This is a genomic window from Parapedobacter sp., from assembly GCF_035556095.1.
In the GTDB taxonomy this organism is placed as follows: Bacteria; Bacteroidota; Bacteroidia; order Sphingobacteriales; family Sphingobacteriaceae; genus Parapedobacter.
Map to the genome: position 1 here is coordinate 15,379 of NZ_DATMFT010000022.1, position 12,600 is coordinate 27,978.

A 12,600-nucleotide genomic window follows, 5' to 3' on the forward strand; every position below is an offset into this window, starting at 1 on the left:
GATATGGGAACGCTAGACAGGTTTCAGCTCGAACAGATGGGGTTCAATCCGCCGGAAGGCCCCTGCATCGCCAATGGGCGATGGCTTCGTTTTTTTATTTTTCGCGATAGGCCCTGGTTGGGAATAGAGGAATATCTCTCAGCGGAAACCAGCCTAGCGGGGCCTGCGGCTGGTGAGATTTATGCCGTCAATTACGGCACACATAAGATGGAGGCCATACAGACATTGGACGACATTAAGTTTTTTTTATACCGGAATTATTGATTCGTCAACTCGTTGCTAAACTGATGTGCTCTAATTCTACTTCCAGCATATGAAAAGGATGCGGTTTGCCCTGTTGAGCTAGTAAGGGCAACGATACGTTCCAAACCTTTATCCCATCCGCCGTTTCAGCGGCAAATTGCCCCTTATGCGCATGACCATGGAACACGGCGATGATGTCATCAGTGTTCCGTTGAATGGGCTCCAATAGCCGCGAAGAACCCAAAAATGGGTAAATTTCCAACGGCTCGCCCACGACGGTATCGACGATTGGCGCATAATGCAATACGGCAATTTTTCGAACTTCGCCGCCATGCTGGCCTAGCCGCGCCAGGGCCCGTTCCAGTTTTAGCGCCTCATCAACTGCTTCCTGAACAAACAGCTTCATCATTTCTTCACCGAATTTGGATAACATCGCTGCACCGAATCCGCCCCCAAAGCCTTTTACACCCGCAAAGCCAATACCATGGATGACAACGGATTCGCCGTCTAGTATCTGAATGTTGGCTTGTGCCAGGGTTTCTTTGATGAGTTTTTGACGTCCTTTTTCATAGTCGTGGTTGCCAAGTACGCCGACCATCGGTATGTTACATCCCTTGAGTTCCTCTACCAGTAGCGCCGCTTCGTCTTCATCACCTGTATCGGTTAGGTCGCCGGCCAGCACCAAGACGTCGGCCTCCCGGCAAATGGCCGTAAAATATTCCTTCCACTTCCCCCGGTCGGTCTCCCGCACGTGCAAGTCACCTACTGCTGCAATTTTGATTGTTTTTTGACTTACTTCCATCGCTATATGTTTATATGCTCCTCATTGTATACGACTTGTAGTTCCACACTTTGACATCTACCTCATACTGCGTCTGGTCGATAAGCGGTCCGCGGCATACTTTTTCGACCGAAGGCGGCAATTCGTACTGTTCATTTGCCCGTTTCATCAGCTCATGAAATACCCAATCGGGCACGATATCGCGGTAATCTGAAGGATAGACAAACTGAAAAATGAGTAGTTGTGCCAGCAGCAAATGCCAGTGTGCATCAAGCCGAGCCAATAGCCGCTGCCAATCCAATCGGTGTCCGGTTTTTAATAGCAGGTGATTGACATCTGCACTGTCATTCCGCTCGCGGTTTTGGACATAAATCTTGCACCATATCAACTCTTCCGGCGCAATGAACCTTACCGGCAAACCAAGAAAATCACCTGTCTCTGCATGGGCGAACCATGTTTCGTCGACGCTACAGATTCCGTTGACGGTATCAAAAATAATGTCAATAAAATAGTCGTCTTTAAACGCCTTAGCCAGCCACCTGGAATCCGTCAGCTCAACGCGGTATCCATCGTTCGCAAAACACTTAAGCAGGTGCGTATAATCTTTTGGCTGGCAGAAAACGTCAAGGTCTTTCGTATCGCGCTGTATGCCCGTGTGAAAAGACAATGCAAATCCACCGCCAACCATAAAATCACACGCGCCGTTAAGCAATACCGATACAGCATCGTGGTAAATTGAAGTCGGATTTTCAGACCCGTCGTTTAATAGCACATCCATACCTGAGCGTCTGATTGCAAAGCTAAATTCACCAAATCATTCCCTCATGCGACGGATTGATTCGCCCAGTATACCACTTGGTGCTCGCATCGTTCACGTCCTTCTTGTCGCCCATGTTGCGCTTCCTTTGGTCTTTTGTCAAGTTGATTTTTCTCATTTCGCCCACCACCGCTGCCTTGAGCGGATTAATGGACTTTTCTTTCTTTTCTAACATAATAACTCCTTTTACACTACTATTTTTTCACTGCTTTCACTCACCCTGGATGGAGATGACACCTGAGCAGCCAAATTGTTGGCTTTTTTCAGCGGATAGTCTCCCCGATAACCGTACCACTGGGCAAAACCGCCCATTTTTTTACAATGACTAGACCATCGACAATTCCATAGGTTTCGAAATCACCATTTTCGAGGTGCGGCCCACCCACGATACGGACGTTATCGCCAATTGCACAGTTTTTATCCAGAATAGCGCATTCGATGTGACAGTCCGCTCCGACGCCCATAAACGGCAAACCTTGTTCGGCTAACTTTTCAATTTCATTCAGCGTCTGGTAACTATCGGTCCCCATCATGTAGGTGTTGTGCATCGTGACGCCGGGACCGATACGTGATCGGATGCCAATGACCGAGCGAACGATTTGCTCGGCTGCGATTACGCACCCATCTGCAACGATGGCATTGCGGAGATAGGTCCCCGCGATTTTAGACGGTGGCAAATGCCGCGGCCGCGTGTAAATCACACTTTTATTGAACAGATTGAACTTGGGTAAATCATCCGTCAACCCAATATTGGCTTCGAAAAAAGATGAAATGTTTCCGATATCTGTCCAATAACCATCGTAAAGGAAGCTGTTGACATGATGTTTCTGGATGGCCTCGGGAATCAATTCTTTCCCGAAATCGGCGTAGGGCTCGGTGAGTAGTTGCGCTAAAATATCTCTGTTGAAAAGGTAGATGCCCATGGAAGCTAAATAGTTTCTTTCCTCTTTACGCAGATTGTCTTCCACGTCAGACACCCAATCCGGAAGAGCTTCTACAGGTGGCTTCTCGATAAATGAGGTGATCTTGCCGGCTTTATCGGCTTTGAGAATCCCAAACGAGCTTGCGTCTCTGGCAGCTACCGGGATGGTAGCCACCGTAATCTGCGCGTTTGAACGGCGATGGCTTTCTATCATTTCACCTAAATCCATCTGATAGAGCTGATCGCCAGACAGTATCAAGACATATTCAAATGCAAGGTGTGCGAGGTAACGATGCAGGTGCCTTACCGCATCTGCGTTGCCCGAGAACCATTCTCGGCCATCGTTCGTTTGCTCTGCCGCAAGGATTTCGACAAATGCATTGTTGAACGACGGGAAATGGTAGGTGTTTTTAATATGTGAATTGAGCGATGCGGAATTGTGTTGTGTGAGGACAAAAATCCGGTCTAATCCCGAATTGAGGCAATTCGATATCGGTATATCCACCAAGCGGTATTTTCCAGCTAAAGGTACCGCTGGTTTTGAGCGGTTTTCGGTCAGCGGGTGGAGGCGCGTGCCTTTTCCCCCACCCAATACCACGGAGATGACGTTGTTTGCCATGATTTTATATGTTAACGAAGCAGGCGCCGCGAGTGACTATCGATACGCTACTCAAGTTACCATCTGACAAACATCCGGGATTTTTGTTTGACTACGTTTGGAATCGCCAATGGGCTAAGCGTTAGGTAAGGATATCTATGACCCCTGCCCTTATGGTTATTTCAATTTTTTTCCTTTTTTTGAGTGTGATTAACTCATCGTCCACATGGATTGTTTGGCCATCGGAATCAATGACAACCTCACGAGTGGCGGTAACGATCTGCCAGGGAACCGCACTTGCCGTTTGCGGTACCTGCTGCCGCAAGCGGCGCAAGTACGTCGAAAACACCTCCCTGTTACTTTGCTTCAATAGCGCCACTTCGAAATTTCCATCGGTTGGGTCGGCACTCGACGCGAGAACAAGATTGGGACCGATTGATTTGATATTCAAAACTTCCACTAAAAGGTAATCGTCTTCATACACTAGGCCGTCTATTGTTACTTTCGCTCGTGTAGCCGGAGAGGTTTCTACAATTTCTAGCAGCTTTTCTAACGCCAATTCCAACTCGTCTTCAGCAGTATGCACGTGATCGAAATCTACGGTTTTCATTTTCTCCATGAGCGTAGGAATCAGACCGAATCCCAGACCCTCAATAAAAAACCGGGCTTTCCCCAACTTGCCGATCAACCCGACATCCACTTGTTTCGGTTTCCATTGCTGTATATTCCGCTCAAATGTGTCCAAATCGGGCGAAATCCCTAATGTTTTTGCAAAATTGTTTGCTGTACCACTCGGGATCAGGGCCACTGTCAGTGGCTTGTCGAGTATACTTCGTGTCAGCAGTTTTTTCAGTACTTCGCGCACCGTCCCATCTCCTCCGGCAATAACCACCAGGGCTGTTTTGCTTGCAAAACGTTTCCATCCTTTCTCTTTTAAGGATGCGTACTGGCACGTGAAACCTAGCGATTCGATCCGCCTGATTAATTCTTCTTTGACATGGTCTTGATCTCCGGCTTTGGGGTTATGTAGAAGGCGGGCGTGGGTGTTTTTTTTCATTTGCAAAATTTCCGCTAAGGATATCGAATGTACATTCAACCAAACAAAGAATCACTTGTACTTGTTTTAACCAATATGAATGACATGGTACCATTCAGTAGCTGTCAAAAACTTTTTTTATGCGGATTTTAGTAACGAATGACGACGGTATTTATAGTCCTGGCATTAATGCGCTGGCCACCATTGCTTCAAAATTTGGTGAAGTAATTGTTGTAGCGCCCGATGTTGAACAATCATCGATGGGTCATGCAGTAACCCACTCGCGTCCGCTTTCTTATAAAAAGTCACCTATCGAGTTCGAGGAAGGAATTGAAGCCTATCGTGTAAATGGTACTCCGGCCGATTGTGTAGCACTTGGAACCCATCTCAGGAACAATATACAGGTCGTGTTATCTGGCATTAATATGGGCCCGAATCTAGGGAACTCGATGTGGCACTCGGGAACGTTGGCAGCTGCTAAGCAAGCGGTGCTATTTGGCAAAAAGGGAATTGCATTCAGCACACCCGTAGGGAAGAGCGAACCTGCGTTTGATTTATTAGCGCCCTTCGTTGAAGAAACGCTCAAGCTATTACTCCGAAATCCCGACGAAGTGGGGTTATTCAATGTGAATTTTCCGCCGCGGCCCACAGGTATACGCTGGACCCGCCAATCCGTACGATTTTATGACGGCCAAATTATACCGGGACAGGACCCGATGGGGAGAAAACATTATTGGTTCACTGTTATTCCCTTAGACCCGGCAGAAGCGGGAACCGACCGATGGGCTGTGGAAAACGATTTGGTTTCCATTACTCCCTTACGACTTGATCTCACGGACAAAAATATGCTCCAAGCCCAATTGCAAGTCAATAAAGCACTTGCTGAAAACGATAGCCCCTAACACGGGCGATGCAGCTAAACAAAATGACCGCATCGCTGTTAAGAAAAATAAAAAGTGTACATGGCAAAAACGATACTTGTTATTGATGACGACGAAGACATCTTGGAAATCCTAAATATTGTGTTTCAGGATTCCGGTTATGAAGTCATTCTCTCTAGGGTAGGCCTTGAAACCGAATTCATTAACGTGCTGCATCCCGACATCGTACTTTTGGACGTGCGTATCGTTGGATCGCCCAAAACGGGAGCCGACATCTGCAAAGACCTTAAAGCTGACGCACGCACGAAGCACGTGCCGGTTATCCTCTTTTCCGCCGAGCACGACCTACATACCATGGCTACTGCCTGCGAGGCGGATAGTTATATTGCCAAGCCCTTTGGAATAGACAGCTTGCTGATGCAAGTCCAAAAACAACTCTCATAATGCATTAAATACAAAGCTATGCCCACGGATATTGAACTCGACCCAAGCAGCCTGCGCGACTTTTTCATCGTACATTTGAATAAGATCTACACCGCGAAATCACATCTTATTTCCAGCCTGATCATATTGGAGGAAGAGGCCCATTTTTCCGATTTAAAAAAGGGAATCCGTGAAACCATCGACGACGTGCAAAAGCAGCAGAAAAGGATGGAACAAGTCTATCAGCGTCTAGGCATTGAATTTTCAGAAGAAAGTTCAAGCGGTATGCTTGGCTTGATCAAAGATTCTTTCGAAGAAATAAGACAGCGTAGTGGGCAACCCATATTACGAGACCTATCCATGCTGTTTTACCTCCATAATATCGAAAGCATTGAGATGGCTTCTTTTCAGCTGCTTCAAATGATCGCGGTGAAAATGAAAGACGACAAAATAAAGCGCCTCGTACGTGAAAATTACGAAGATGCCAAGGCCGGCCGGACGCTATTATTGCTAATCACAACGAAGTATCTCACGTCAACATCATCGTAAACCGAATAAACCTCGCTAGAAACGTCTGCCCTACAAGTTATTCAAAACATATGCTTGCTCATGGTTGTTAGCCTCATACGAGAAAAGATTGATTTTTCTAATCGATACGATATGAACAACTTCAAACAGAAAGACAAACCCCAAAAGGGAACAAAACAACACCATTAGACACTCCATGTACACCAAAACCAAACAACTCGCCTTCAGTGCTGCCATCGCCATGTTGTCGGCCACGGCACTGTATTTTGCTGCCCCTTTTCTCATTCCGATTGTCCTTGCAGCTTTGCTCGCTATGCTGTTGACCCGTGTCAGCGAATGGTTGGAACGCAAAGGTATGGGACGAGCAGCCTCATCAGCCATTGCTGTGCTAATGCTGATTGCGGTTATCGCGCTGTTGGCTCTTATTCTTTCATGGCAGCTAAGCCAGTTGACGAGCAGTATTGATGAAATGAGGGAGCGGCTTGCCAGCGGCGCAAAAGAGCTCCGTGATTGGGTAAGCACCACCGTGGGCATCAGCGCCGATGAGCAAAACAAAATGTTTGAGGAACAAAAGAATCAAGCATCGGGACAGGCAAATGCGTTATTGATGAGTTTTATAAATTCGCTTGCAACGATCTTCATCAACACTGTTCTTGTCATCGTTTATATCTTTTTGTTTTTGTATTACCGCGATCACCTTAAAAAGTTTATACTGCGAATCGTTCCGGAAGATAAAAAACAAAACGCACAAGAAATCATCCAAAAGTCGGAAGCGCTTTCTGGACACTACCTCACCGGCTTGTTCAGCATGATAGCCATGCTGTGGGTAATGTATGGTATTGGTTTTTGGATTGTCGGGTTACAGGGGGCATTACTTTTTGCCATCATCTGCGGCATCTTAGAAATTGTACCTTTTTTGGGGAACTTGGTAGGCAACCTCATTGCTGTTTTTGCTGCGCTGGTACAGGGAGGTGATTTGGGCATGGTGATTGGCATCGTTGCGGTATACCTAACGGTTCAGTTTTTGCAAACGTATGTTTTGGAGCCCGTGGTCGTGGGCCAACGGGTGAACATCAACCCGCTGTTTACCATTATGGGGCTGGTGGCCGGAGAACTACTTTGGGGTATTGCGGGCATGGCGCTCGCCATTCCGGTTATCGGTATTGTGAAAATTGTATGCGACAACGTGCCCGGTCTCCGAGCTTATGGTATGCTAATCGGGCCAGCAACTACACCAAAAAAGCGCCCGTCGTTTATTCATGTTTTAAAACGTAAAACAATCCGAAGCAGCTAATTATTAGAGTCTTTCACCGCGGCGCGTTCCAGAAAAGTCAGCAAGCGCTGTTCCGTTTCTTTCTTTGTGAGCAAACGACGCCCATTTTGTGGGTTGGTGAGGTATGCTGCTAATGTGCCGGTTTTATATGCATGGACAATACTATCGGGCACGTAATACTGTTTACAGACTGTACGTGTGTTGCCCAATCTGCGAGACACCGTATCTAATACCGATACGATGTTTTCTTGGCACTCGTGTTCGCTGGCATACATCCCACAACGGGCAAACAGCCTGAAAGCCCAAAAGCTAGCATACCATGTTCTGTAATCTTTTGAAGAAAACTGCGAGCCGGCATACTGCCGGATATACGCGTTGACGTCTTGGGCGCGAAGCCGATATGACGCCCCATTGTCTTCCATAACGTATTGAAACAAATAAACTCCTTTTAATCCGACCAACACAGTCATATGGTGGGCTAATTGTGCATTGCGGATCGTAATTTCTTGCCGCACCCCTTTCTTGCCCTTAAACCGAAAGACGGTCTCGTTTCCTGAGACGTTTACATGCTTCTTTTTGAGTGTAGTTAATCCGTGGCTCCCATACCGACGGAGGTATTGGTCATTGCCGATGCGAATCAACGTTTCTTCTGTCGTTTTTAATGCGATGGCAATGACTTTTTCTTTCGTCAATGTGTGGTTTCTCAAATCGGTTGCCATCTGCCGCCTTATACGAGGCAACGCTTTGCCGAATGCTGCGATTCGTCCTAATTTTTTCGCCTGCCTTTCAGTAGTCCAATCAGGGTGATACAGATACTGTTTCCGGCCACGCTCATCGATACCGGTGGCTTGGAGATGCCCTTTCTTACTCGGGCTTATCCATACATCTTGCCATGCCGGGGGGATAACCAATGCACGAAATCGTGCGAGTTTCTTCGCATCCGTAACCGGGTTTCCCACTAAATCCGTATAAGAAAAACCCCGTCCGCGCCGTAGCCGACCGTAGCCGGCCCCCACGTCCAATAAGTAACGAAGCTTTATACGTTTACGCTTAGTGGTCGGTTTCTTTTTCGTGCGTTTGGATGAAGTCAAGTCCTTGTTGTGTAATTTCCAACATCGCGTTGCCAAACGGTGTATCGTCTTTCATTTGGAAAGCTACCAATAGACCCGCTGCCTGCAATTCCCGGGCGGCCTCCTGCAGCTCTATTGGATCGACATCAAGTTCTTCGGAAAACTTATGGATCGAACCCGTAGACCATCGACTCAGGGTAAGCAGCAACTGCCAAGCGTGAGGTGTCATCAACCGATGCTATTGTTCTCCACGGGCCATGCGGCCTTGAACACGACAGAAAAACAAGGCAAGTTTGAGATTTTCAAGCATCCTCGTGCGCGACACCTCTTGCCCTTTGTTATCGCTTATGCTGTCCTCATTTGCCTTGTCAAAAAGAATCTCGTGGTGGCCTTCAGCGCCCAGCGCCGGCTTACCGTTTACTTTTGCTCTTTTCATTCGAAAATAATTTTGTTCTTTATGGCCTCATGGGATCAATGTATATTCTGACAACAATTATCCTCCGGGATAGTGGTTATTTACGACGTCAATTACATCATATATCTCAAACGGCTTACGGATATAGGCATTTGCACCACAATGCTCCGCGATATTATCGATTTCGCGAACAGCCGAAATCATGATGATCGGTATGTTCATTGTTTTTTCATCAGACCGCAACTCCTTACACAGACTGCTGCCCCAGCACCAACTGAGCCCTTCATCCATTAATATAAGGCCGATATCGTTATCTTTTAAAAGTTTGTGCATGGCCTTTCCGCTATCTGTAAGTACTTCGTAATCCTCAAATTGCATGATTTCCGCAACGATGTCAGCCATATCTGGATCATCTTCGATATACAAAATTTTCTTCCTCATCGGGTGCCTATAATGATCAATTATTCCGTTGATAAATTTTATTGTTAAGTTTATTCAATGAAGCTGGCCACTGTTATCATCATAACGCTGGGTATCTGAAAAGATTGTACAAACGTATCCATAATAATGTTTTACCTATATTATTTTTCTGTGTACTTATTTAGAGGTATCCTTCCTGTTGTCGGTTTGTAATCGGTTTCCTCCGCCAGGCTTGGTAGTACCGCGCGACTCGCCCTGTCCCTCAGGCACGGTATTAAGCTGCTCATCTTGCGGATCGATGCCTGCCTCGTAGTTTTTTTGCTGCCTCTTTTCCTTCAAGTCGTGTCGCACCCGGATAAGGCTGTTATCTTTCTTATCGCGCAATTTTTCACTACCGGCTGTTAGCGAGGCGTTTTCTTTCTTTATCGCCATACCGTATCTATTGTTTGCCTTCTCGTATTAGATGACAATTGACAATGGCAAATGTTTAAAAAATCTCAAACCAACGGCAAATTGAATTGTTAGCCCCTTGAAACGTAGCGCATCTAGCAGATTAAATTATCAAGTATGGCTTCAACGACGGATAAGCATAATAAAGGGACCGAAGGGTTGGGCGAGAGTCCCGTAAATAAATATCCAAAGCCGCCATTTCCAAAAACACCGCAAGAGGTGCCTGGTACCGAAAGTGCGATGAATCCCAAAGCCGACCACGGCGAGCAGTCGTACCGCGGCAAAAACCGATTGGCAGGCAAAGTAGCGATTATCACAGGCGGTGATTCAGGCATCGGGAAAGCGGTAGCTATTGCTTTCGCACGAGAGGGGGCTGACGTATTAATCAGCTACTTGGATGACGTAGAAGACCGAGATGCCGAAGATACCGTAAAATACGTTCGAGAGGCAGGGCGAGAAGCTATTGCGGTGAAAGGTGACATCAGTTCAGAAGCGCATTGCCAAAAAATTATCGGGGTAGCTGTGGACAAGTTTGGTAAAATCGACATTTTGGTCAATAATGCAGCATACCAGATGTCTCGCGAAAAATTACAGGATATTCCAGCATGGGAGTGGGAAAAGACGTTTGCCGTTAATATGCACAGCATGTTCTACCTTTGCAAAGCTGCAGAACCGCACATGGCGCCGGGCGGAAGTATCATCAACACGACTTCGGTAAACGCCTACGAACCCAACCCTACGCTGTTACCTTATGCCGCTACAAAAGCTGCCATTCAAAATTTCACTTCCAACCTCAACCAATTGCTCTTGGAACAAGGGAAAGGCATCCGTGTCAATGCCGTCGCGCCCGGTCCCATTTGGACACCGTTGATTCCTTCTACCATACCGGATCATGAGCATTTTGGCGAAAACACACCATTTGAACGCCCCGGACAACCGGTAGAAGTGGCTCCGGCTTATGTTTTCCTGGCATCGGAGGAAGCGAATTATATTTCAGGGGCCACCCTGCCAGTTACGGGCGGCCGCATCACGATATGACCGTATGTTAAACTAAAGCAAAAATGAATATGAAGCCGTCAAGAATAGTGCTAGCCTTCGGATTATTAATCGGAATGGCATCCTGTGGGTACACCAACGGAGGGCGCGACGATATGGAGGGCGCCGATTCGCTATTTGGCGATTCTGTTGCCAGTGATTCCGCGACCTGGGACGTGGATACAACGAAAACGACCGACTCGCTCGCCAGTCCATCATTCCCATGACGAATGGTAGTACCGGTTAAGTTAGCCCGTCTTTCGCATTTCGCGCTCCAAATAGTTACCTTTGCCCAAAAGTAACTATAACTATATGACGTTAACATCACTGACCGCAATCTCGCCCATAGATGGTCGTTACCATCATGCAACCAGGGAATTGTCGGCCTATTTTTCCGAATATGCACTCATTAAATACCGTGTATTTGTAGAAGTCGAATATTTCATCAGCCTGTCTGGATGCGGGATACCGCAATTGCAGCATTTTGATGGTAGTCTCAATGCGAAACTCCGTGATATCTATATAAATTTCAGTTTGGCAGACGCGCAATGGATTAAGGAAAAGGAAAAAGAAACCAATCATGATGTTAAAGCCGTGGAATATTTTCTCAAAGACCGGTTTGAAACGCTTGGCTTAATTGATTCGTTGGAATTTATCCATTTCGGATTAACGTCTCAAGACATCAACAATACCGCGCTACCGTACGCTTGGAAAGAAGCAATTTCCAACGTGTACCTACCCGCGCTTAAAAAGTTAATCGCTGCACTGGAAGAGCGGGCGATCGAATGGAAAGCTGTTCCGATGCTTGCCCGCACTCACGGCCAACCCGCCTCCCCTACCCGCTTAGGGAAGGAAATCATGGTATTTGTAGAGCGGCTGAACAATCAATTGCAACTGCTTGAACGCATTCCCTATGCTGCAAAATTCGGTGGGGCAACAGGCAACTTCAACGCACACCATGTGGCCTACCCCTACATAGACTGGACGACATTCGGCAACACATTCGTCAACGAAACACTAAAGCTCAGCCGATCGCAAACAACCACCCAAATTGAACATTACGATCACTTCGCGGCGCAATGCGATGCGATAAAACGTATCAACACGATCTTGATCGATTTATGTAGGGATCTCTGGACCTATATCTCGATGGATTACTTTAAGCAGAAAATTACCAAAGGCCAAATCGGCTCATCGGCAATGCCCCATAAAGTCAATCCGATCGACTTTGAAAATGCCGAGGGAAATCTGGGTATCGCCAATGCACTATTTGAACATTTCGCAGCCAAACTCCCAATATCGCGCTTGCAACGTGACCTCACCGATTCGACCGTACTGCGCAATACCGGGGTTCCGGTTGCCCATACCCTAGTCGCTATCAAGTCGGCCGCAAAGGGACTGCAAAAACTTATCCTCAACGAGCAGGTGCTACAAGACGATCTAGCGCAGAATTGGGCCGTTGTAGCGGAGGCTATTCAAACCATCTTGCGGCGCGAGGGTTATCCAAAACCATATGAAGCGTTGAAAGCGCTGACCCGCACCAATGAGGCGGTTACGCAGGAAACCATTGGGGCCTTTGTAGAAACACTCAATGTTAGCGATGAAACTAAAGCTGAACTCAAGGCAATAACACCATGGAACTACACCGGTGTATAACCTTTGACGGTATACTGACCCAGTTTTTGGGGAAATATTGATACTTTTGTAA

General features: G+C 46.9%; 18 protein-coding genes. 8 read left to right on the forward strand and 10 right to left on the reverse strand.

Going from position 1 to position 12,600, the window contains the following annotated elements:
* Positions 1-3 precede the first annotated feature (3 nt).
* Complete coding sequence (locus VNQ80_RS13870; RefSeq protein WP_325639617.1) at positions 4-264, forward strand: hypothetical protein; 261 nt, start codon at positions 4-6, stop codon at positions 262-264.
* 4 nt (positions 265-268) lie between these two features.
* Here VNQ80_RS13870 and VNQ80_RS13875 read toward each other — a convergent pair whose 3' ends face one another.
* The 5 genes from VNQ80_RS13875 to VNQ80_RS13895 all read right to left on the reverse strand — a co-directional run bounded on the left by VNQ80_RS13875 (position 269) and on the right by VNQ80_RS13895 (position 4,418).
* Positions 269-1,045 carry a metallophosphoesterase family protein gene (locus VNQ80_RS13875; protein ID WP_325639619.1) on the reverse strand — a complete coding sequence of 259 codons (777 nt, stop codon included), beginning with the start codon at positions 1,043-1,045 and terminating at the stop codon, positions 269-271.
* A 10-nt stretch (positions 1,046-1,055) separates the two neighbouring features.
* Positions 1,056-1,802 carry a nucleotidyltransferase gene (locus tag VNQ80_RS13880; RefSeq protein ID WP_325639621.1) on the reverse strand — a complete coding sequence of 249 codons (747 nt, stop codon included), beginning with the start codon at positions 1,800-1,802 and terminating at the stop codon, positions 1,056-1,058.
* Between the two features lie 28 nt (positions 1,803-1,830).
* Positions 1,831-2,016, reverse strand: a complete 186-nt coding sequence (locus VNQ80_RS13885; protein WP_325639623.1) for a hypothetical protein — start codon at positions 2,014-2,016, stop codon at positions 1,831-1,833.
* A gap of 88 nt (positions 2,017-2,104) precedes the next feature.
* The gene (locus VNQ80_RS13890; protein WP_325639625.1) at positions 2,105-3,382 is read right to left on the reverse strand and encodes a glucose-1-phosphate adenylyltransferase; all 1,278 of its coding nucleotides are present in this window, start codon (positions 3,380-3,382) and stop codon (positions 2,105-2,107) included.
* 121 nt (positions 3,383-3,503) lie between these two features.
* The gene (locus VNQ80_RS13895) at positions 3,504-4,418 is read right to left on the reverse strand and encodes a diacylglycerol/lipid kinase family protein (protein WP_325639627.1); all 915 of its coding nucleotides are present in this window, start codon (positions 4,416-4,418) and stop codon (positions 3,504-3,506) included.
* A gap of 119 nt (positions 4,419-4,537) precedes the next feature.
* On the opposite strand from VNQ80_RS13895, the gene surE reads away from it, so the two are divergent.
* The 4 genes from surE to VNQ80_RS13915 all read left to right on the forward strand — a co-directional run bounded on the left by surE (position 4,538) and on the right by VNQ80_RS13915 (position 7,523).
* Positions 4,538-5,299: a 5'/3'-nucleotidase SurE gene (gene surE, locus VNQ80_RS13900; protein WP_325639629.1), complete on the forward strand. Its 762-nt coding sequence runs from the start codon at positions 4,538-4,540 to the stop codon at positions 5,297-5,299.
* A 60-nt stretch (positions 5,300-5,359) separates the two neighbouring features.
* The gene (locus tag VNQ80_RS13905) at positions 5,360-5,722 is read left to right on the forward strand and encodes a response regulator (protein WP_325639631.1); all 363 of its coding nucleotides are present in this window, start codon (positions 5,360-5,362) and stop codon (positions 5,720-5,722) included.
* An 18-nt stretch (positions 5,723-5,740) separates the two neighbouring features.
* Positions 5,741-6,250 carry a DUF892 family protein gene (locus VNQ80_RS13910; protein WP_325639633.1) on the forward strand — a complete coding sequence of 170 codons (510 nt, stop codon included), beginning with the start codon at positions 5,741-5,743 and terminating at the stop codon, positions 6,248-6,250.
* A gap of 175 nt (positions 6,251-6,425) precedes the next feature.
* A complete protein-coding gene (locus VNQ80_RS13915; protein WP_325639635.1) occupies positions 6,426-7,523 on the forward strand; it encodes an AI-2E family transporter in 1,098 nt (365 codons plus the stop codon).
* Here VNQ80_RS13915 and VNQ80_RS13920 read toward each other — a convergent pair.
* From VNQ80_RS13920 to VNQ80_RS13940, 5 genes are all read right to left on the reverse strand, one after another.
* Positions 7,520-8,593 (reverse strand): DNA topoisomerase IB, encoded by a 1,074-nt coding sequence (locus VNQ80_RS13920; protein ID WP_325639637.1) that lies wholly within the window; start codon positions 8,591-8,593, stop codon positions 7,520-7,522. The two genes, VNQ80_RS13915 and VNQ80_RS13920, sit on opposite strands and share 4 nt — an antisense overlap.
* Positions 8,553-8,801 carry a hypothetical protein gene (locus tag VNQ80_RS13925; protein WP_325639639.1) on the reverse strand — a complete coding sequence of 83 codons (249 nt, stop codon included), beginning with the start codon at positions 8,799-8,801 and terminating at the stop codon, positions 8,553-8,555. Before VNQ80_RS13925 ends, VNQ80_RS13920 begins: the two co-directional genes overlap by 41 nt.
* 9 nt (positions 8,802-8,810) lie before the next feature.
* Positions 8,811-9,008, reverse strand: coding sequence for a hypothetical protein (locus VNQ80_RS13930; protein ID WP_325639641.1), 198 nt, complete (start codon positions 9,006-9,008; stop codon positions 8,811-8,813).
* Between the two features lie 57 nt (positions 9,009-9,065).
* Entirely contained in the window at positions 9,066-9,428 is a 363-nt protein-coding gene (locus VNQ80_RS13935; protein ID WP_325639643.1) for a response regulator, read from the reverse strand.
* Positions 9,429-9,584: 156 nt separating this feature from the next.
* The gene (locus tag VNQ80_RS13940; RefSeq protein WP_325639645.1) at positions 9,585-9,839 is read right to left on the reverse strand and encodes a hypothetical protein; all 255 of its coding nucleotides are present in this window, start codon (positions 9,837-9,839) and stop codon (positions 9,585-9,587) included.
* Between the two features lie 135 nt (positions 9,840-9,974).
* Here VNQ80_RS13940 and VNQ80_RS13945 point away from each other — a divergent pair, with 135 nt between their 5' ends.
* From VNQ80_RS13945 to purB, 3 genes are all read left to right on the forward strand, one after another.
* Complete coding sequence (locus tag VNQ80_RS13945; RefSeq protein ID WP_325639647.1) at positions 9,975-10,895, forward strand: SDR family oxidoreductase; 921 nt, start codon at positions 9,975-9,977, stop codon at positions 10,893-10,895.
* Between the two features lie 29 nt (positions 10,896-10,924).
* Positions 10,925-11,119 (forward strand): hypothetical protein, encoded by a 195-nt coding sequence (locus VNQ80_RS13950; protein WP_325639649.1) that lies wholly within the window; start codon positions 10,925-10,927, stop codon positions 11,117-11,119.
* Between the two features lie 85 nt (positions 11,120-11,204).
* Entirely contained in the window at positions 11,205-12,548 is a 1,344-nt protein-coding gene (purB, locus tag VNQ80_RS13955; protein ID WP_325639654.1) for an adenylosuccinate lyase, read from the forward strand.
* Positions 12,549-12,600 lie beyond the last annotated feature (52 nt).

Bases quoted from the DNA above. Each gene is read 5' to 3' on its own strand.
- VNQ80_RS13870 (WP_325639617.1), top strand. From the start codon at position 4: ATGGGAACGCTAGACAGGTTTCAGCTCGAACAGATGGGGTTCAATCCG.
- VNQ80_RS13875 (WP_325639619.1), bottom strand. From the start codon at position 1,045: ATGGAAGTAAGTCAAAAAACAATCAAAATTGCAGCAGTAGGTGACTTG.
- VNQ80_RS13880 (WP_325639621.1), bottom strand. From the start codon at position 1,802: ATGGATGTGCTATTAAACGACGGGTCTGAAAATCCGACTTCAATTTAC.
- VNQ80_RS13885 (WP_325639623.1), bottom strand. From the start codon at position 2,016: ATGTTAGAAAAGAAAGAAAAGTCCATTAATCCGCTCAAGGCAGCGGTG.
- VNQ80_RS13890 (WP_325639625.1), bottom strand. From the start codon at position 3,382: ATGGCAAACAACGTCATCTCCGTGGTATTGGGTGGGGGAAAAGGCACG.
- VNQ80_RS13895 (WP_325639627.1), bottom strand. From the start codon at position 4,418: ATGAAAAAAAACACCCACGCCCGCCTTCTACATAACCCCAAAGCCGGA.
- surE (WP_325639629.1), top strand. From the start codon at position 4,538: ATGCGGATTTTAGTAACGAATGACGACGGTATTTATAGTCCTGGCATT.
- VNQ80_RS13905 (WP_325639631.1), top strand. From the start codon at position 5,360: ATGGCAAAAACGATACTTGTTATTGATGACGACGAAGACATCTTGGAA.
- VNQ80_RS13910 (WP_325639633.1), top strand. From the start codon at position 5,741: ATGCCCACGGATATTGAACTCGACCCAAGCAGCCTGCGCGACTTTTTC.
- VNQ80_RS13915 (WP_325639635.1), top strand. From the start codon at position 6,426: ATGTACACCAAAACCAAACAACTCGCCTTCAGTGCTGCCATCGCCATG.
- VNQ80_RS13925 (WP_325639639.1), bottom strand. From the start codon at position 8,801: ATGACACCTCACGCTTGGCAGTTGCTGCTTACCCTGAGTCGATGGTCT.
- VNQ80_RS13930 (WP_325639641.1), bottom strand. From the start codon at position 9,008: ATGAAAAGAGCAAAAGTAAACGGTAAGCCGGCGCTGGGCGCTGAAGGC.
- VNQ80_RS13935 (WP_325639643.1), bottom strand. From the start codon at position 9,428: ATGAGGAAGAAAATTTTGTATATCGAAGATGATCCAGATATGGCTGAC.
- VNQ80_RS13940 (WP_325639645.1), bottom strand. From the start codon at position 9,839: ATGGCGATAAAGAAAGAAAACGCCTCGCTAACAGCCGGTAGTGAAAAA.
- VNQ80_RS13945 (WP_325639647.1), top strand. From the start codon at position 9,975: ATGGCTTCAACGACGGATAAGCATAATAAAGGGACCGAAGGGTTGGGC.
- VNQ80_RS13950 (WP_325639649.1), top strand. From the start codon at position 10,925: ATGAAGCCGTCAAGAATAGTGCTAGCCTTCGGATTATTAATCGGAATG.
- purB (WP_325639654.1), top strand. From the start codon at position 11,205: ATGACGTTAACATCACTGACCGCAATCTCGCCCATAGATGGTCGTTAC.